The sequence below is a fragment of the Loktanella sp. DSM 29012 genome, assembly GCF_900110705.1.
In the GTDB taxonomy this organism is placed as follows: domain Bacteria; phylum Pseudomonadota; class Alphaproteobacteria; order Rhodobacterales; family Rhodobacteraceae; genus Loktanella; species Loktanella gaetbuli.
Map to the genome: position 1 here is coordinate 1 of NZ_FOEJ01000012.1, position 19,231 is coordinate 19,231.

General features: G+C 54.7%; 10 protein-coding genes and 1 tRNA gene. 3 read left to right on the top strand and 8 right to left on the bottom strand.

What is annotated here, in order from left to right; all coding sequences use genetic code 11:
- Positions 1-852: 852 nt before the first annotated feature.
- Positions 853-1,425, top strand: a complete 573-nt coding sequence (locus BMX27_RS16775; protein ID WP_143056845.1) for a hypothetical protein — start codon at positions 853-855, stop codon at positions 1,423-1,425.
- A gap of 38 nt (positions 1,426-1,463) precedes the next feature.
- Here BMX27_RS16775 and BMX27_RS16295 read toward each other — a convergent pair whose 3' ends face one another.
- The 3 genes from BMX27_RS16295 to BMX27_RS16305 form a co-directional block, all read right to left on the bottom strand.
- Positions 1,464-2,648, bottom strand: a complete 1,185-nt coding sequence (locus BMX27_RS16295) for a DUF6538 domain-containing protein (RefSeq protein WP_090161510.1) — start codon at positions 2,646-2,648, stop codon at positions 1,464-1,466.
- Positions 2,649-2,709: 61 nt separating this feature from the next.
- A tRNA-Thr gene (locus BMX27_RS16300) sits at positions 2,710-2,785 on the bottom strand.
- A gap of 76 nt (positions 2,786-2,861) precedes the next feature.
- On the bottom strand, positions 2,862-4,517 hold the full coding sequence (locus tag BMX27_RS16305) for an ABC transporter permease (RefSeq protein ID WP_090161513.1): 1,656 nt from the start codon (positions 4,515-4,517) through the stop codon (positions 2,862-2,864).
- Positions 4,518-4,603: 86 nt separating this feature from the next.
- Here BMX27_RS16305 and BMX27_RS16310 point away from each other — a divergent pair, with 86 nt between their 5' ends.
- Positions 4,604-5,479 (top strand): hypothetical protein, encoded by an 876-nt coding sequence (locus BMX27_RS16310; protein ID WP_090161516.1) that lies wholly within the window; start codon positions 4,604-4,606, stop codon positions 5,477-5,479.
- A gap of 376 nt (positions 5,480-5,855) precedes the next feature.
- Here the strand turns inward: BMX27_RS16310 and BMX27_RS16315 are convergent, their stop codons facing one another.
- The 5 genes from BMX27_RS16315 to BMX27_RS16340 form a co-directional block, all read right to left on the bottom strand.
- On the bottom strand, positions 5,856-7,349 hold the full coding sequence (locus BMX27_RS16315) for a TniQ family protein (RefSeq protein ID WP_090161519.1): 1,494 nt from the start codon (positions 7,347-7,349) through the stop codon (positions 5,856-5,858).
- Positions 7,346-8,323 (bottom strand): ATP-binding protein, encoded by a 978-nt coding sequence (locus BMX27_RS16320; protein ID WP_090161522.1) that lies wholly within the window; start codon positions 8,321-8,323, stop codon positions 7,346-7,348. The genes BMX27_RS16315 and BMX27_RS16320 overlap by 4 nt, the downstream gene beginning before the upstream one ends.
- 4 nt (positions 8,324-8,327) lie before the next feature.
- A complete protein-coding gene (locus BMX27_RS16780; RefSeq protein ID WP_177172769.1) occupies positions 8,328-10,493 on the bottom strand; it encodes a Mu transposase C-terminal domain-containing protein in 2,166 nt (721 codons plus the stop codon).
- Entirely contained in the window at positions 10,486-11,175 is a 690-nt protein-coding gene (locus tag BMX27_RS16335; protein WP_090161534.1) for a PDDEXK family nuclease, read from the bottom strand. The genes BMX27_RS16780 and BMX27_RS16335 overlap by 8 nt, the downstream gene beginning before the upstream one ends.
- A 667-nt stretch (positions 11,176-11,842) precedes the next feature.
- Entirely contained in the window at positions 11,843-14,746 is a 2,904-nt protein-coding gene (locus tag BMX27_RS16340; RefSeq protein WP_256212604.1) for a UvrD-helicase domain-containing protein, read from the bottom strand.
- A 528-nt stretch (positions 14,747-15,274) separates the two neighbouring features.
- Here BMX27_RS16340 and BMX27_RS16345 point away from each other — a divergent pair.
- On the top strand, positions 15,275-19,129 hold the full coding sequence (locus BMX27_RS16345; RefSeq protein WP_090161540.1) for a hypothetical protein: 3,855 nt from the start codon (positions 15,275-15,277) through the stop codon (positions 19,127-19,129).
- The last annotated feature ends 102 nt before the right edge of the window (positions 19,130-19,231 follow it).

Below are 19,231 nucleotides of genomic sequence, written 5' to 3' on the forward strand. Positions count from 1 at the left end.
TCTGTTCTTCCGTGAACCTTGATCGCTTCATCGTCCGTCTCCTTTACAAGGAACAGACTAACCCCAAATCGCGGACTTTTTAGGGGAGCAGGTCAGCCACAACCACCTTCTACCCCGAGGCTACCCCTAACATCACCAATTTAGACTAGGTACCTCTAACCACCTGTATCTAAATGGTAACTTCTCCCTCATATACCACCTCTGTTACATCCTCCCTTACACCGCTATCTTCACCACACTCTTCCAAATAGGGTCTTATACCCATACTAAGACGACTTAGCGGATTGATACTTGTCAGCTAGCGCACCCACCGCATTCAAAACCTGTCAAATGTCGGTTGGACTGCACCCCATGCATGATCTGGCTGCATGACGTTGGTTTGAACTACCGTTTTACGGAACCTGAAACTCTGATTTTAGGACGGGCCTGTACACAATATCGCCTAGGGGGCGGGGTGGCACTCGCACTGGGGTCATGGCGGCCCGTACAAGCCTCTGTCAGCGTCATCTTGAAGATTGCTGAACCAACCCGTCAAGCCCACAAGACGCCACAGTATGGCCCTTGGTAGCCCTGTGTGTCGCATGCGTCATTGAACCATAGGAAGGCAAAGTCCGCTTGAAGATCACCTTCTAGCCCCTGTCAGGCTACCGTAGAACAAACCGTAGTACATTTGGTGCCTGTTGACCCAGAACTTCAATGTACGATATCCCTTGTTTTGCTAACGTTTCCTACCTTCGCGGTGCCTGCAACAGGAACACAACACAATCCACAACGTCCGTGTGGGGGCACCATTTTCCAACGCAAAGCATTGAAAACGTTCAGCTAATTATGATTTAGCAGGAACCGTAGAACATGCCGAAGTACATTTATGCGCCCCATACCTTCGTTAAAGATGGGATATTTTACTTCATCAGGCATCTTTTTCGCCGAACTATATCATATTTAACGACTGTCCATTCATTTGGCTTCAAACTACTTCGGAGTGCCTTTTTTTTAATAGTACTGGCTTTCAGCTTCCTTCCAAATACAGCATCGGCAATTGTCTGGTCTAAAAATGTAGAACCAGTTAATTTTGACCCCATTCGCGTCATTGTGGATGACAACGCAATTGATGGATGTTGGACTAATTTGGGGGAATCACAGATCTACTCGGAGGATAAGCTTAAAAATCTGGGCTATGAGATATCAGACGAAAATAGTCAATGGACCTTTATGATATTCGTTAGCGCAAAAAGATTGAATAACGGCCAGTGTTATGGAAGTGTTGACATTTCACTTGTCCGACCAGAAAATATAGGTGGACTTAACGGGCTGTTTGAAGTTATGGCGGGAGGTGGAAACTTCATCTCAAATAGTAACGCAAACATTTCAGTCCTGAACTTCCTTGATAGCGCTTTTCGCGAATTAGAAGATGCTTTACTTTAAACACCAGCTAATACAATTTGAATTCTCGTGAAACATCTTTAGATGTTATAAGAAATTTTATCCATATACTTGCGAAGAACTGCAACGGGATAACCAGAGCCATAAGACTGACCAACACCAACCGTACCCCACCCTCCGATTTGGTCAACAATATCAGCGGGACACTCAACAGCCCTAAGCCTGTCCCGCATTGAGTGTCGGAATCCGTGCATGGACGTTCCCTCTGGCAAGTATGCTCTTAGCCATTTGTTTGCTGCAGCACTTGCGGAGTTGGCATTCGTAACGTCGGTCTTGTTGTATCTAGGAAAGGCAAAACTACCTTGTCCTTGTGATGCTAAGATGCGTTTCGCTGCCCATGCCGAGGATCCAACCAATGGTATTGTTCGTTCGCTTTGGCTAGTTTTCAAGCGTCGCCATGGGTGGGGAATGATCTGGACCGATATATTGCCATCATCGTCAACTTGAATGTCCTCACAGCTAAGCCCTGCAGCCTCTGCAATGCGCATTCCGCTGTCTGCTACTAGAGCTACAAGCCAGCGAACGTCGTCATCCATCTTGTGACATGCAGCCTGTACAATTTTGATATCATGAGCCTGAACCGGACTGCGAACTTGAACCTTGGCAGATCGATCAAAATAGACGCTCCCAAAAGGGTTCCTGAAATCAATTCCTTCCTCACTGGCAGCAAAGTTCAACACAGAACGAACAGTCCCGAGTATCCGGGCAATGCTGCTACCTGCCATGCCTTTCGCTACCAGCGCGTCACGAAGCTTGTTTGCATGAGCCTTCGTTAGTTGATCAATGTAGAGGTTACCGCAGTATTTGATCACGTATCCGCAGTTCCGAGTTGCTGCCCGCTTGAATGTATCGCCCTTCCCTACCCCTTTTTGGCCTAAGTAAATTTCAACACAGTCCGAAACATTGAGGGTAGTGGTTTTGACGTCTGTTGTATGGCCATGACGCGAAACGACTATGCTGGATGTCTTCAAAAGGTGCTGACCGGGAAGTTGAACATCTTGGCACTTCAACTGATACCAATACTCATCAAGTTGGCTGGCAGTTCGCATGGCGCGTGATGCGGCCACTTGGGGTAATCTAGTCTTCAATGAATGAGAGATTTTGGTCGCAGTATAATGCTTCCTGACGTCCACTGGGATTCGTCTGATGAAGTAAAATATCCCATCTTTAACGAAGGTATGGGGCGCATAAATGTACTTCGGCATGTTCTACGGTTCCTGCTAAATCATAATTAGCTGAACGTTTTCAATGCTTTGCGTTGTAAAATGGTGCCCCCACACGGACTCGAACCGCGGACCTACTGATTACAAATCAGTTGCTCTACCAGCTGAGCTATAGGGGCCGGTGGACTCTTGGGTCGACCGTTGGCGCTGCTATAAAAACGCACGTGGGAAAACGCAAGCCCGCTTTGTACCAAATCATCGGTTTGCGCGCGCAAGAAGCAGCACCGCGCACAGGCCTACCCCGCAGATGATCAGCGCGGCAGGGGCGGCCCCCGAAATATCCTCGAGCGATGCCTTGGCGTAGACCCGCGTGGACAGGGTATCGTGACGATAGAGCATCAGCGTCGCAGGCAATTCCTTGACCGCGTCCACGAATGTCAGCAGCAGGGCCGATCCGATACTGGCGCTGATCAGGGGCACATGCACGCGGGCCAGCGTCTGGCCTGCGGATTTCCCCAGCGAGCGCGCCGCCATCGGCAGACTGGCCGGGATACGACCCAGGGCTGCGTCAGCGCTCCCCTCTGAAATGGCAAAGAATCGCACCACATAGGCCAGAACGACCACGCCCGCGCTGCCCGTCAGCATCAGGCCCGGGTCTGTTCCGGTCACCGCCAGCACAAGATCGGCCAGCCGGTTGTCGAATGCCGCCAGCGGCACCAGAATGCCAAGGGCAAGCACCGCACCGGGTGCCGCATATCCAAGCGCCGTGAGAGGCAACAACAATTGCGGCAAACGGCGGCCCGACAGGCGTGTACCGTAGACCATGAAAACGCCGCCCAACACGGCCAGAACCGCAGCACTGCCGCAAATGATCAGCGTACGCGTCATCGCCTGTGCGAGTCCGGGTGCGGCCCATTCAGCGGCATTCATCGCATGGGATGCGATCACGCTGACCGGCAGGACAAAGCCCACCAGCACCGGAATGGTGCAGATCACTGTCGCCATCCAGGCCCGCCAGCCGTGCAGGGCCACGGGTTCGACCGGGCGCACATTGCGCGCCCCGGCGGCAAAGCGGGCGCGCCTGCGGCTTTTCTTTTCCAGCGTGACGAGCACGACGATCACCGTCAGGATGACACAGGCAATCTGCGCGGCCCCCCCCAGGTTGCCCCCCTGCCGCCAGACCGAAAAGATTCCCGTTGTCAGCGTCTGCACCGCGAAATAATCCACGGTGCCGAAATCGTTGACGGTTTCCATCATCACCACGGCCACACCCGCCGCGATCGCAGGCCGCGCGAGCGGTAGCCCGACCCGGCCAAATCGGCCCCAGGGCCCGACACCCAGCGCGCGGGCGACCTCGTATCCCGCACCCGATTGTTCGCGGAATGCAGCACGGGTCAGCAGGTAGACATAAGGATAAAGCGAGGCACCGATCACCACGACCGCCGCCCAACGGGTGCGGATCTGGGGAAACCAGTAATCGCGCGACGTGGCCCAGCCGAATGTGTTGCGCAATGTGGTCTGGACCGGCCCCGCATAGTCCAGCAGATCCACCAGCGCATAGGCCCCGACATAGGCCGGCACCGCCAGCGGCATCAGCAGCGCCCATTGCAGCCAGCCACGCCCGGGAAACCGGTACATGACCACCAGCCAGGCACAGGCCGTGCCGACGACACCCGTCAGCAACCCCGTGCCTGCCATCAGCAATCCTGTGTTCGTCAGGTAGCGTGGCAAGGTGGTGCGCAACAGATGCGGCCAGATGTTTTCGGTGGGGTTCAGCGCAAACCAGACGACGGCCACCAGCGGGGCAATCACGATCAATGCGATCAACAGCGCACCGACCGACCACAGGTTGACCCTGCGGCGGGCCGGACGGCCCGGTTGTGACAATATCTGAGCAGTTTGGTCGGACATGCCTTGCGCTAACCGATAGCTGTTTCGCTGTCCAGATTTCCCGTTATATTGCGACAAACCGTCCGGAACTGAAAACAGGCTCTTTTATGGAAATCGCCCTGCACCTCGGCGCAAATTGCACGGACGAAGACCGGTTGATCCGCACGATCCTGAAAAACGGTGCCATCCTCAAGGAGCACGATATCGCGGCCCCCGGGCCTGGCAAATACCGCCGGCTGCTGCGCGAGACGATCCAGAACCTCAACGGTCTGCCCCCTGCCCCCGATACCCGTCAGATCATGCTGGATTCGATCCTGTCCGACGAAACGCCGGACCGCATGGTGCTGAGCAACTCGAATTTCATCTGCATTCCCAACCGCATTTTCGAATCCGGCGTGCTGTATGCGCAGACCGAATTCAAGCTGCGGGGGATGTTGCAGCTGTTTCCGCAGGATGACCTGGATATCTTTCTTGCCATTCGCGATCCGGCGACCTTCTTGCCCGATGCGTTCCGCAAGTCGAAGTCCGAAACCTTTGAAGAATTCATGGCCGGCAAGGACCCGTTCGACATCCGCTGGTCCGACATGATCGAACGCATCCTCCAGGTGGCACCGCATCTGACGCTGACGGTCTGGTGCAACGAGGATACGCCGCTGATCTGGGACGAAATCGTGCTGGCGCTGACAGGCTTGCCGCAGGACACCAAGATCAACGGCGCGCATGACCTGCTGGCCACAATCATGTCGAACGAGGGCATGAACCGCTACATCAACTACCTCAACGCCCACCCGCCGAAGACATTGTCCCAGAAACGGCGGGTCATCGCGGCATTCTTGGACAAATACGCGCTGGATGAGGAAATCGAGGAAACCGTCGATCTGCCGGGCATGACCGCCGACGACATCCAGGAGTTGAGCGACCTCTACGAAGAAGACGTGCAGCGGATCGCCGCCATGGACGGCGTGCGTTTCATCGGCGTCTGACCGGGGTCACGAGGCCAACCGCAACACGACACAGGATGGAAAAAAAGGGCGCCACAGGGGCGCCCTTTGAGGTTCGTCGATCAGGCTCGATTGGTTCACCGCTCGGAATGTTTTATGCCTGCGGCCCGATCTACGTCCGCGTCCGGTCAAACCGAAGCGGAACGCTGAAGCCCCGAATTTTCGCAGAAAATTCGGGTGGTGCTGCGAGCATAGTTCTTCCCAAAAGACCTCATAACACCAATGAAAACAAGGTATGAAAATTCAATACGGACAAAGTTCCGTCGCAATACGGGCAAAACTTTTCCACGACGGTAGAACGAACCACTACGAAAAAGGGCCCGCAAATTACGGGCCCTTCTCTCAACGCAGATGATACTTATGCCAAGGTCGGGGGGCCTCGCGTATCAACTTGAATTTCCTGGATCTCAGTCATCGGAACGAGTATCGCATTCACCCCTGGCTCGGCAGTTCTACGGCCGACCGCAAGTTTGCCAGCCTGAGCGCGGCGAAGAATCTCCGCTGTTGAAAGCGAAGTCATTTTCGCTGCCCGAGTTAGATCAACAGCGCCGGTAACCGCGATGAGAGGCAAGTCCTCGATCCACTTCAAAAAGCGGTCAATCTCAGACCGAGCGAAATCAATCCTGCCAATCCCGTCACCAGGATTGGAAATCGGGCGGATTAACCCGCCCCTATAAATGCTTTCTGCTTGGGTTCGGGTGCACCCAATTTGATCTGGCAGTCGCGACAGCGGGACAGCCGTCAAAATATCTTGGCAAAGCTTTTCGGTGTCGCCGACGGGAAACACCAAGAGGTTGTAGTCGAGGTCATCGCAATCGGCTGAAGCGATGCCAAGTCGAACCAAAACCTTGCGAAGGCGTTTTGGATGGAGGCCAGTTGCAAGCGATAGGGAATATGCAGAGTGCATCTGTCTTTCTATAATCTCGTGACCCAGAACCTTTTCGCCGCGTCCAAGTGCCGTGGTCTTCAAAATATGGTCCCTCAGCAAGTCCCGGATCGGCCCCGGCTCCGTATCTCCTCCAGCCGAACGAACCCATTCGTAGAAGTTGCCATACATCGCTCTGAATTTTGCCTGGCCCGCTGTAGACTGTGAAAGCGCCCTGATTTCGCTGAGAGCGTCCATGACGGCTTCATTGCCGCGCCGCGCAATGTCGAATCCATGCGCTGCGGTTTCGGCGAGTTCAGCTTCAGACAGCCGAGTCGCCGCAACGTCGAGGCCGTATGTTAAAGTCGCCCCAAGCATCTCGCAGACTCGGACGCCCTGCTCCAGCGTCTGAGACGACAGAAAATCGCCCTGCTCTGACGCCCGGCCCGATATGCGATCTAAAATCCATTTATCATAGTTGCCGACTTCGACCATATCCGCTGATTTCAACGTGTCCGACAGTCCTGCTGCATTTAAAAAAGTTATCGGCCTATCGCTCCATTTCCGCTCCGAACACGCTGCAAGGACAACACCGTGTTCTGCGCAAAGCCGCACCGGGCGGATTCGCCAAGAGATCCTTGCGAAGCGATCCCATGCTTGACATCCGTCCTCCAGCAAGCACTTCGGGCAATAGCGCGCACCATCGGGGCGAACGAAAGAACGAGACCAGCGTTCAGCTCTGAACTCGCGGTGTCGCGTGAAGCGGGCAATCGCGCCATCTTGGAGGCGATCGAGGTCAACATTTGCAATATCTGCCAATTTAGCAACTGCCTGCTGATCACCCGACAGTAATGCCATGGCATCAATGCCGAGGTGGCGCAAAAGTTGCAGGTCGGATTTGCCCGTATGAAATTGGCCAAGTCGAAGGGCAAAGCCCGTCGCGCTTTCACCTGGCTTTAGTGGCAAGTGTGGAGAAAGCGAACTCATGCAGCCTTCCCCTCATATTCCTCCAAAACAAGTTTCAGCGCATCCCATGGTTCGTCATCGAAAGGGCCAATCGTTCCAGCCCAACCATTGAGGCGGTGGGCACGGCGGAAGTGGCGTAGTTCGAGACACGCATCTCCTTTATCCGTCGCGCGCGAAATACAACGCGCCACAAGATCGATTGCGTTTCCCAAAGAGCCGTTACTCGCCGCCAGGAGACGGTCTGAGAACTGGGGATCGTCAACCGGTTCAATACCTGAATGATGAATAAGCGCTTGGATAAATCGCTCGAGCTTTGCGCGCTCCCCTGTCGTCCGCACGGGGCCAAGAGACAGCTTGAAGAAACGCCTATTTGTCTCCTCATCTCTTCCAAGAAGTTCTGCCAGCTTGCTGATACCGGACAGAACCACCACAATAGCATGCTCCCCCTGCAGCATTGATTTGAGGCGCCGCAATGCCGTAGCTGCATCGCGACCGGGCCCTGAAGTCAAAAGATGATGGGCCTCATCAATCCAAAGAACACTGGTACCAAGCATATTCATACGATGACTGACCATCTCCCACGCGGGAGCGACCTGTATTTTTGTCGGGTCAACGTCGTAGCCCGTCTCGCTCAGGATACTTATCGCCAAGCCCTTCAGCGTCGCATCGGGATTTACCGTAACCATCAAGACGTTGCCTGCGTGGCCATCGTAGAACCCAAGACCGGGTAGCTCGGCCAGATTTCGATCGAGCAGTGTGGTCTTGCCTTCGCCGCTGGGCGCGGTGACGATAATACCCCGGGTTTCCTTGTGTCGCCCAAACCGGGCCGGCGTGGCTCGTTGATTTGCATCTCTTGGAAAGTTCAGGGCCTCCTCCAGAACGTCGAGGAGCTGTTCGTCCCGCTGGTTTTTCATATAACGCGTGCGTATCCAGTCAGCGTTCGGCAGCTCAACTGTGTCTTCTGGTGCGGTGGCGGTTGTCACTTGATCAGGCATGGGTTCACTCCAGAATATCGCTGTAATCGTCGGGGGATTTGTCGATCGAATGATCGTCTTGATCAGCCGCTAACGCGGACGGATCGTTGGGCACTGAAATATCGACCACATCACCGAACAATGGGCGTGTTTCCGGCCTTTCTTGATTGCGAGTTTTCATGAAGCGTTGCATGTCAGCCTCGCGACGTTTCAAATCGGCCTCCGTCGGCGCAAGAGGAAGCAGGCCATGAAGGCGCCGTTTCATCGCCAAAACCTCTTTGTCGATGTTACGCAAAGCGGTTGCAGCTATCAGCTCATCTTTCGGATCAATGTCTCCGATTGCATCGTAGAATGCGGTGAGATCTGCGTAGGATGCGTCAGCCCAGTCAGGATCCTTGCAAGGAACCGAAATTTCGCGCCCATCAGGTAGGCGCACTTCAATCCTACCAATTTTCTTGTGCCACCACCAAATATCGATCTTGCGCTGACTTTCTTTCACAAGCCACTCAGCAAGCTCCGGTGATTGGTAAAGAATACCGCCCACGGAGAGACCTTCCCGTCTAAGGGTGCGTGTCTTGAAATCGCCGAACACTTTGCAAAGCCGGCGATCGTCCGTCCGGACGTTCGGCGGGACTTCTTTCATGGCCCGCGCCCAACGCTCATTTGGACTCAGGCTTCCGCTCCGAGTTGGCCGGGTATTGTGGTAAACATCGACCACCCAAACCGTGAGCATACGAAGGAAAGTATCGATGTCGATCAATGCACGTTTTTCAGGATCATTTTCACCTCTTGCGACGACATCTTTAAAGGTGCGGCCGACAAGATGAGGCATAAGCGCTCCAGAAAGCGTTCTGAAAAAGCCTTCGATACCTCCTTTCAGAAACGGGTGCCCACCCGGCAGACTGAAGTTGATGATGCCTGATGATGCGAGAAGAAGATAAGCCTCTTCGCTGATGTAGGTCCCCCCTTTGTCCAGCGCCAATTCGGTTGGTTGGCCAGAATGATCCCAATCACTCACAGCACCAGCAGCACGAGCAATGCTCGTTTTATCAAGGTAGATCATCTCGATCGTGCGCTTGGTCAGATTTTGATCTGGCTTGTTGGTGATTTGGAATGCCAATAGACATCCTGTATAACAATCTAAGGCAGCTGATATCGTAACCCTCGCCTTCGCGACGTTAAAATTGAGCGCGGCAAGCCCTGCCGGACCTAACGAGTCGACAATTTTTGCTTCCCTCAACAAGGTCATCAGATCGACCGTCTGCTCATCAATCTCTACCCGCTGCAGTGGAGCTGTAAGCTGTAGTCCCAAGCCAAGGGTATGTAGATCGCGATAGGCAACATCGTTTCCTTTCGTCCTCGACCAAAAATCGACAGGGGAAATTTGTTTGATAAGTTTTGTGACGTAGTCACGCCCCGGTTTTTGCATTGGCAATAGCGGTGGATTAGCTTTCGCTCGCCGATCGTTTTCAACCACTACTGCCGCCCGAACGCTATCTACTATAGCGGCCAAATGAGGTCGTTCCAGCGTAAGCATCTCGTCGATGACACCTCGGAAATAATCATCTTCTGACGTGCTATAACGTGGTGTTCGGTTCCCCGATTTATTGTAGTTGTCGTAAACACCGAGGCTTGGATCAGCGACAAAGGCATTCCACCAATCATGAATAGACCGAGCACACTCTGTCTCAATATGGCCTACTTCCTTACCACCAGCCCGCCTGCGACCGCCGCAGGCCGCCCGACGTTTCCGACGGATTGTCCGCCGCGCCGCTTCAATGTCGTCCAAATGCGTCTCGATATCACAACGACGTGGCTGCTCGGGCAAAACGCCATCGTCGATCAGCAACTTGATCGCTTCAATGTAGCTCAGCCGAAATAATGCCCGTTCGTTCAGACCGCTCCCAGGCTTGTAAATTTCAATTCGCGCGCGCCGTGTCTCGTCGGTATCTAAAGCAGTGCCTGGAAGGGTCAGGATCTGCAAATTGCCGGACCGCAACAAACGTCCGACCTCATCTTTTGACACAATATCAGTGCTCGCTGGAGAGATGACGCCGGTGTTTTTGTCGATCACTTCATCCCAGCCAACGAGAATGCTCGTTCCAATATCTTGAAAGCATGTTCCTGGTCGATTGTTCGCACGGAATCTTGTGCCCGGCTCCATGCTTGCTGGTCGAAAAGGTTCAGACATAGCCGCCCTCTCTCGACCTGATACGGCTGGACATCGTGACAAGGCCATCTGCTTCGAAGACAATCCTCTTCAGAAGTGCGAGCCTGAGGATCCCGCCGAACCCTTCTGGGCCAAGCCCTACAGTTGAAAGGGCGTCGCGGATCACAGTCCATGACTTGATGTTTGAAATTTCACCCAGCATCGTATCAATTTCCGGCACTGGAATTCGAGCGCCATGAAGCTGTATCGCTCTGGTCAGGGATTTCTCGCAGACGTTCGCTTCCGTAACGATACAAACCTTGTCAGCAAAGGTCGGCACTGCTGAGCGGGCCACTCGTTCGATCTGATCCCGAAACTTCGCCGTTTGAGCTCGCCGCTCTGGCTTTACGACCAATGCGACACGTTCAGTCTTTCCGCTTCTTCGAACCGTCGTAACCTTGAAATCGAAAGTATGTTTGCGACTTTTGCCCGTGGCATCGACCCAATGCACAGGACCAACCTGATCCTCGATGTCGACAACGCCTGGCGCGTAGATCGATACGAGCGCCACATCACGCTCAAGCTTGCTTTCAAAAACGAGGCACTGCCCCTGCCCGTGCTCTTCACCAAAAGTCAACTGACCTACGATAGAGCCCTTGGTTTTCTTGGGTATAGATCGACTGGCCCGGCTCGGTTTCGGCCGGTGATTTTCATTTGCAATCATGCGTCGGTCATCCTTTATGCGCACAAATCTATTGGTTCGACGCAGAACGCTGCGTCGGGGATTTAAGCGTCGAGAAGGAAGAACCACTTGCGCTTTTCGTATGCGCGTGTAAGGCTTTGCCTTGAGTATTAGAGCGGGTCCGCCTGTTCTCGACTATGAAGCCCGGCCCTTGTGGTCGGGTTTTTTTTGTTAAATCTACCTCTGGTAGCGGTCTCCTTTCTCGCTGGCCTCGGGATCGATTATCGCGGGATCTGCGAAAAAATCGAATCTTTTGAATCGGTTATCCACGACTTTGTGCAAACCCACTGTCAAGGCTACAGTTGACGAGCAGCGAAAGATTCGTCAACACACTGTTATATTTGCGAAAATCACTTCCCCTACTCTCTTTCGCAAACCGGTTGAGGCTCCCAACTCAGTGCCTTCAAAACGATTTTTGATCTCTTAGGGACGATTTTCGCGGCCTCGTTCCGTGCCCAATATAAACATGACGTTACGTCAACTTTACGGTTATCACTCAGCACTCGGCTGGAAAATTCTCATCGCTTTCGAACGCACGGTAGCTAAAATGAGAACTGGGGGCGGCACCAAGCCGAGACAGGTCCAAATTGCCCCCGCGGACCTTCGTCTTTTGTATCTAATTGCGCACCCGTCGCGCTCATTCAGAATGTCATGTTTTTTTCTGCTTGGTTTTGCCGTCGCAGTCCGGGAAACGAACACAGCTAAGGAATGCGCCATAGCGGCCGCGCCGTTCGACAAGCCATCCAGCGTGGCAACTTGGACAAGCTTGCTGAGTCTCGCCGCAATCAGTGCAAACCAATCCTGCTCTGGTCTGGGAACGGATGGGGAGGCCGACGCCGCAAGCTGGACAAGCTGGCATACTACAGCCGCACAACTTCACGTGCTCGCATCGATACCAGTCGCGACCATCCTTTCCAGCCATGTGCAGCAGACGCCCACCGCACCCTGGACAAGTGTGAGTGTGCTTCTGCGCCTCCAAGGGCACGACTACGTCGAACTCCGGTTCCTTCATCAGCTCTTCGACGAAGGCGGAGGGGCGCGCCTCGGATGCAAGGATGGTCACGGTTCGTCGAGCTCGGGTTACGGCAACATACATGACGCGCCGCTCTTCGGCATTCGGATATGGCTCAGCCTCGGGCGAGACCAGGCTGAGCAACGGATCATCGACGATCATCGACGGGAAGCCCATCTTTGCGTTGTCGGCGCCAAGGATGATTACATGATCCGCCTCGAGGCCCTTTGAGGCATGGATTGTCTTAAAGGTGATCGTCGCCCCAGGGTTCTGGCGCTGGAGCCTCGCGACATCGGGCCTTAGGAACCGATATCGACCGAGGATCAAAATTGATGGTTTCTCGCCACCCTTCCCTTCTATGACGGCAAGAGCAGCCACGGCGTCGTTCAAAACCATCTCCCCGGTGTCGCGGCGCGTCCAGGCGACCCTGATCGAAGGCTCGTCCGTCTCGCCTGCCGGTATCACCTTTTTGGTGATCTGTGCCGGGTTGCGTAGAACGAAGCGGCGGGCCGCCAGGGCGATCTTGTCGACCGAACGGAAAGTCCTACCAAGATCGACGGTCCGATGGACGCCAGTGGCCCCTGCATAGGTGCCGCCGAATTCCGCGCCGAAGTTGCGCATGATGTGGATGTCCGACCCGGCAAAGCGGTAAATCGACTGCCAGTCATCGCCGACGGCAAACACCTTTGCATCAGCATGCTGGCGCTTGAGCGCCTGGATCAGCTTCGCCCGCCCGGTGGAGATGTCCTGAAACTCGTCGACAAGAATATGCCGGAACGGGCTCTGGTAGCTCCCGCTTTCGACGAGGGCTGTGGCTCGGTTCACCATGTCCTCGAAGTCAATCCGATCGCCCAGGCGGGACTGATATTCCCGGAACACGGCCCCGAAGATCGTCAGGAAGGCCTCCGCCCTTTTGCCCATCCTCAGCGATCGGGCCTTGTCGGAGCAGTCTTCGATCCGGTAGCCGCCGTTCTTGAAGTGACGCAGGAAGGTGGTCATCAGCGAGGTAAAGCCGTCCACCACCCCGACCTCGGCCACACGGTCATAGATCTCGATGTCCGGGATCGGTCGTAGCGTGACGTAGGGCTCGAGCTTCTCGGCAAGCGCGTCGAGCAGCCGGCCCTCTTCACGCTCCCAACTGTAGGTCTCGACCAGCACCGTCTCGTGCTCGGCGTGGACCTGCCGCTTCCAGTCCATACTTTCAAGATATTCGTCGCGATCGACATAGGGTGCCGTAATTAACTCCTCTTTGCCGTCCCTGCCGCGTTTTTTTCGCACGCCGAAATGCTCGATGTAGACGCCACTCTCAGTCAGCCGGAAATCGGGTGTGTAGACGCGGCGCCCGGTCTTCTGGAGCTTGTGCTCATAGCTCGGCTCGTATTCGTAAGCGATGCCGTTCCGAAACAACCAGTTGGCGATCAAAAGCTCTTCAAAGCTGTTCACCGTCTCGCCTTGTAGCGTCCGAAGGTTGCGACTCTCGATCTGCGCATACCATTCGTGTTTCGTTTTGAAGTCCCACTCTGTCGGGAAGTCATCGAAGAAGCCGGCAAACCAGCCGATGACGGTCTGCGCAATCTCGTTCGCGGTCGCCACGATGTGGCGCAAAATCTCCTTTACCAGGGACAAGAAGGCCTTGTCGTCTGTCGCGGTCGGCGCAAGGGGCGGCTTCTCGCCCTCCACCTCACCGATGATCTCGTAGGCCAGTGCGTGGAAGGTGCGGGCCACCACTGGGACGCCGCACCGCGCCTCTATCCGCTCGGACATTTCGGTCGCTGCATCCTTCGCGAATGCCAGCAGCAGGAGCTCGTTCGGCTTTCTAATCCCGACCTTCACGAGGTAGGCGGCCTTAGCGGTGATAACGCTTGTCTTGCCCGATCCTGCGCCAGCCAGAACGAGAGTTGCGTCTTCGTCGACGACGACTGACAGCCGCTGCTCTGGCGTCAGAGGCATGGACTCAACTGTGTCCAGAAAATCCTTGCAACGAAGTAGCTGAGCCTCCACGAACGTTTCAATCGCCGCATCACGGACGGCATTCGGATCGGATGCGAATGCCACGATAGGGGCAACTCGTGACATCACCTTGCTCCCCACGGCCTCGGCGTTCAGCCTTGAGAGCACCCGGCTATTCAGATCGACAGCATCGCGCGCCAGCGGAGCCACGTGGCATGCGGCGGGATATATCTCCGGCCCTTTTAGCGCATCGAGCGAATGCAGGATGCGCCGGACCGCGGCGTCCTCTTTTTCCAGCTCCGCACGATTGAAATTCGTCCACGCAACCGTAGCCGCCTCTGCAAAGGTTCTGGCCGCCAACGCATTCACCGCAGGCAACGTCAGGTTGCCGCCGTTGCCAAGATCAAGCGAAAGCGAGGACGAGAGAATACCTTTTCTCACCGATGGGCGCGTCGCGATACTTTCAAGCCCTATCCATGGCGAACCCGCTCCGCGTGCCGCGATACCATTGACTTGAAGGGTCAGGGACCTTGGGTGTCGGCCAAAAGGGTCAATCAAGAACCCCAAGAAGGATTTTGAGGCGAGGTTCATAATCTCCGAATTCCAAGTGCTTCCCGACCTGTATCAAGTTTTGGGCAGCAGTGAACCTTGCGAGGCGCATTTCAGGCGCGATTAGGCGTTTGCTTGTTTCGTTTTTGCCCAACATTGCACTTAAACCGGGTGTATTTGGGCGGGAAGCGGACTTTAGCCGCACTTGCGAAGAGGTTATGTTGGTGGTCATGAAAACCTGACATTCGACTCCTTCCGTTTCCGAAACTTGCTACGGTAAAAAAGTTCGTCCGGCCAACATGCAGATTTTAGTGAGGGTGACCGACTAATAAATGTGGACGAGTTCCGGCGGCGGTTGAGTGAAGCACAGCGAGGCGACGGCCTCGATGAAAAGCAAAAGTCTACCATTGGTCGTTTCTTGGCTGCATGGGAACGACGTGACGCTGGTGAGGATTGATTATCCTCGCCTCGATTTCATCCCCTGTTCGATTTGCTCATACGTCTCTCACTGCCCTAGATGTTGAGGGCGACGCGTGCTACAACCGCAACTTGTTGTATTCCGGTGGCGAGATGACGATTTTCAATATTGAAAAGGATGACTTGCTTCGCTTGTCCGATGAACGGCTCGAAGAGTTGATAGCTTATCTGGCCGAGGCGGAGATCGCCACACATGGCCATAGCCCTGCGAGTGTGAGTTGGTCAGGCTCGATTAAGGCCCCAGATGAAGGCATCGACATTCATGTGCATGTAGACAGCACCAACCTGAAAACTGGGTTCCTGAGCCGTGCAAATACAGTTCTTCAGGCCAAAAAAGACTCCATGTCGGCGAAAGCAATTTCAAAGGAAATGCTGAAGGATGGAGAACTAAATCCCACCATCGCAAAACAAGCCCAGATTGGCGGAAGCTACATCCTCGCGAGCCTCGCCGACGATTGTTCCCCACCGATGAAAAAGGATCGCCTCGATGCAATGCGGGCAGCGTTGGCCAATGACCCAAACAAGGCCAACATCCACCTCGATTTCTTCGACCGTTCGAAGCTGGTCCAATGGGTGCGGCAACATCCGTCGGTGTTGCTGTGGCTGAAGGGAAAGCTTGGTCAGGGATATTCGGGATGGCAACCTTACGGTGCTTGGAGCAACCCGCCCAAAGGGTCACCTGACACTCTCATCTCTGCTCCTGGCGTGACTGTCCATGTGCCGACTGAGCGAGGTCAGGAACTATCAATCGAAGACGCCATAGGACCTATGCGTCGGCTGATCCGCACGTCAAACAAAGCGATCCGCGTCACGGGGCTTTCAGGTGTTGGCAAAACACGGATTGTCCAGGCACTCTTTGACGATACTGTAGGCGTTGATCCGCTCGATAGGACTATCGCAGTCTACGTCGACACCGGACAAGATCCCGATCCGTCCGCATCTGCTATGCTGGATCGTCTGATTGCCGAAGGCCGTCGCGCTGTGATGGTCCTCGACAACTGCCCCTCCGATCTGCATTCGGCGCTGGCAGCCAAGGTGTCTGCTGGAAGTGGTGATGTCAGCCTGATCACGGTTGAATACGACATTAGAGATGACAAGCCGCAAACCACGGAAGTGATCCACATCGAGGCGAATGGACCCGAAGTCGCCGAAGCACTTCTGATGCGCCGTTTTTCGGAAATTGGACAGGGTAACGCAAGACGAGTCGCCGAGTTTGCCGATGGCAATTCAAGAGTTGCCTTGGCCATCGCTGAAAGAGTTGAACACGGTGAGAGCCTCGCCCAACTGTCAGACGCAGAATTGTTCGACCGCCTGTTCCAACAGCGGAGGGGAGAAGACGGTGACCTACGGGAACAGGCCGAGACCCTGTCGTTGGTATACTCATTCTCGGTTTCCGACTCAGAGGTCGGTCCAAACGAATTGGAAGTCCTCGGCTCGATTTCAGGGCACTCAAAGGCTCAACTATTCAAAGCCACCAAGAAGCTAGTAGACCGTCACGTTGTGCAGAAAAGAGCCCATTGGAGGGCAATACTGCCCCATGCAGTCGCAAACAGACTGGCAGGCTCTGCGTTAGACAGCATCCCTGTAGAGACCCTGAGATCAACGTTTGAGGCACCAGGAAACAGTCGCCTTCGCATGTCGTTCGCTCACAGGCTTGGCTTGATGCATGATCACCCTGTTGCCAGAGAGATTGTTGAGGCATGGCTGCAACCTGATGGCCTGTTGGGCCGTATTTCCGACCTCGATGAGAATGGATCGAGGATACTGGACTACATTGGGCCTGTTGCACCAGATGCACTGCTTGATCGGATCGAAGCCGAACTCACCTCGCCAGACTTTCAGGGAATGGAGCCGAAGCATAATCCCCGTAGGACCACGATCCTCAACCTGCTTAAGTCTTTGGCCTACGAGGCCCATGCCTTTGATCGCTGCATGGCACTGCTGATCCGCGTTGCGGACCATGAAGATAACAACAACAACTATGATGCAGTTAGAGACAAGATTTCTGGTTTCTTTCGGCCCTATCTTTCAGGCACTCATGCATCCCTCGCGCAACGCCTCGCGATCGTAGAAGAGTGTCTAAGTTCCGAGGGTGCAGGACGGCGGTCCCTGGGCCTGAAGCTTCTTTCAACGGCCTTGGATGGGCCGCCATGGACGGGCTTTAGCCTGAACGAGTTTGGGGCACGGCCAAGGGACTATGGATACCGTCCCAACCACGATCAACTCGTAAAATGGCGCACTGCTTTCGTCGACCTGGCAGTGCGGCTTGCAAACGCTGATGACAACGACATCAAAAGCGGTGCACGGCAGGTTCTGGCGAATGAGTATCGCGGTCTTTGGCATCAGGAAGCGATGCGGGATAGGCTGGTCGAAGCAGCACGGGCGATCAATGATCACGAGCCTTGGGGAGCAGGCTGGAAGGCCGTTCGTTCGATCATCTACTTCGACCACATGAGGGAGAAGGGTGAAGCTGAGCCGGAGCCACTTCCCCAAGACTTGGCCGACCTGGATCAGGACCTGGAGCCTCGCGACCTGATCGCAAAGATCAATACATACGTGCTTGGCAAAGGCCATGACCATTGGGCGCTTGATGACGAGTTCGACGACAGCAGCGACGACAAATATCGCGCGGCTGAGGATCGTTTGACTGCAAAGGCAACAGACTTGGGTAAGAACTTTGCAGCGTCAGACCGTCGCCCCAATGAGTTGGCGCCTGACTTGTTCTCAAACGACTGGATGCCTTATCGCAAAGCTTTCGGAATCGGCCTTGCGAAGGGGGCCCACAATTATCGTGAGGGTTGGCAAGGCTTGCTGGAACACCTCGCCAATTCATCAGGCTCGAACCACGACTTTGCGGTGATCGGTGGTTTCATCGAAGAGGTGGCTGCCAACAACAACGGGCTTTCAAAAGAATTCTTAGATGATTGCGCTGAACACCCGCAACTTCAGAAAGTCCTTGTGGGCTTGCATCCGTGGAACGAGTTCACAGAAGCCGATCTTGATCGGTGCGTGGCCCTGCTCGATCGCGAAGAAACACGCACTTGGATGTTTGTCCCCATCCTTTGGCGTGATAACTACGCTCACCTCCCATCGGAACGTCTGGTCGAGCTTGCACAAAAATTACTCGCGAAGGCGGACGGAGACGACACGCTGCTCGAAGCACTGAGCATGAAGCTGCACGGGAACGACCCTGCTGACGATACCTTGGGTCCTGAGCTGAGGAAACTTGGATTGAAGGCGGCAATCAAATCACTGCTGGCAGATCACAGCGACCCTGGTGGCAGCAAAGACTATCGTATGGAAAACGTCATTAACGCCGCACTTAGATTCGATGGCAACGACGCCGAAAAGAGTGAGTGGTTGGATACGATTTTCTCTGTGGTGGACGAACGCTACGGCTTCTTCCATTCGTTCGAAAAAGCAATTGAGACGACAGCGGGGCTGATGCCTATGGCATTTCTGAACCGTGTTTTTCAGGGGACAGAGGACCAGCAACACCTACGCACATTTTTCATTCGGTATGGCGGCATACGTCGCTGCCCTCTCTCCAAGATCGATGTAGCCGACTTGATAGAGTGGTGTCAGCAACGGAACGAGCCTGATGTCTGGGGGTTGGTTGCGTCAGGCATCAAGCTTTGGGAGAAAGGCGATGGCCTCAGGGACGGCTCTTCCATTACGTCATCTGCTATTGAGTTCCTTGAAGCCGCACCGGAGCCAGAACCAGTTCTTCACGCTTATGCAGATCGTGCCACCCCATCGTCATGGTCTGGGAGCCGCGCAGACGTCATGCAGCCGAGGGCTGATGCCATTGCTGAACTGAAGCAGCATGAGCGGGAAGATATAGCAAAGGCTGCGAAGAGGGTGTCAGACGGACTGGCAATGGAAATCGAACGCGAGCGGGTTCGTGACCGACAAATAGATGAGGAACGGGAACAGCGGTTTGAGTGACATCTTGTGACCTGCTCCCCAGAGAGTCCTCATTTATGAGTTAGCTCTGTTCAGGTTTTGGTCTTCGTTTGACCGGTTAGCATATTCGCGCGGTGTCAGGCC

What these genes read in the sequence shown, in the direction of transcription:
- BMX27_RS16305 (WP_090161513.1), bottom strand. Translation starts at nt 4,517, where the DNA reads ATGTCCGACCAAACTGCTCAGATATTGTCACAACCGGGCCGTCCGGCC.
- BMX27_RS16775 (WP_143056845.1), top strand. Translation starts at nt 853, where the DNA reads ATGCCGAAGTACATTTATGCGCCCCATACCTTCGTTAAAGATGGGATA.
- BMX27_RS16340 (WP_256212604.1), bottom strand. Translation starts at nt 14,746, where the DNA reads ATGAACCTCGCCTCAAAATCCTTCTTGGGGTTCTTGATTGACCCTTTT.
- BMX27_RS16335 (WP_090161534.1), bottom strand. Translation starts at nt 11,175, where the DNA reads ATGATTGCAAATGAAAATCACCGGCCGAAACCGAGCCGGGCCAGTCGA.
- BMX27_RS16780 (WP_177172769.1), bottom strand. Translation starts at nt 10,493, where the DNA reads ATGTCTGAACCTTTTCGACCAGCAAGCATGGAGCCGGGCACAAGATTC.
- BMX27_RS16315 (WP_090161519.1), bottom strand. Translation starts at nt 7,349, where the DNA reads ATGAGTTCGCTTTCTCCACACTTGCCACTAAAGCCAGGTGAAAGCGCG.
- BMX27_RS16345 (WP_090161540.1), top strand. Translation starts at nt 15,275, where the DNA reads ATGACGATTTTCAATATTGAAAAGGATGACTTGCTTCGCTTGTCCGAT.
- BMX27_RS16320 (WP_090161522.1), bottom strand. Translation starts at nt 8,323, where the DNA reads ATGCCTGATCAAGTGACAACCGCCACCGCACCAGAAGACACAGTTGAG.
- BMX27_RS16310 (WP_090161516.1), top strand. Translation starts at nt 4,604, where the DNA reads ATGGAAATCGCCCTGCACCTCGGCGCAAATTGCACGGACGAAGACCGG.
- BMX27_RS16295 (WP_090161510.1), bottom strand. Translation starts at nt 2,648, where the DNA reads ATGCCGAAGTACATTTATGCGCCCCATACCTTCGTTAAAGATGGGATA.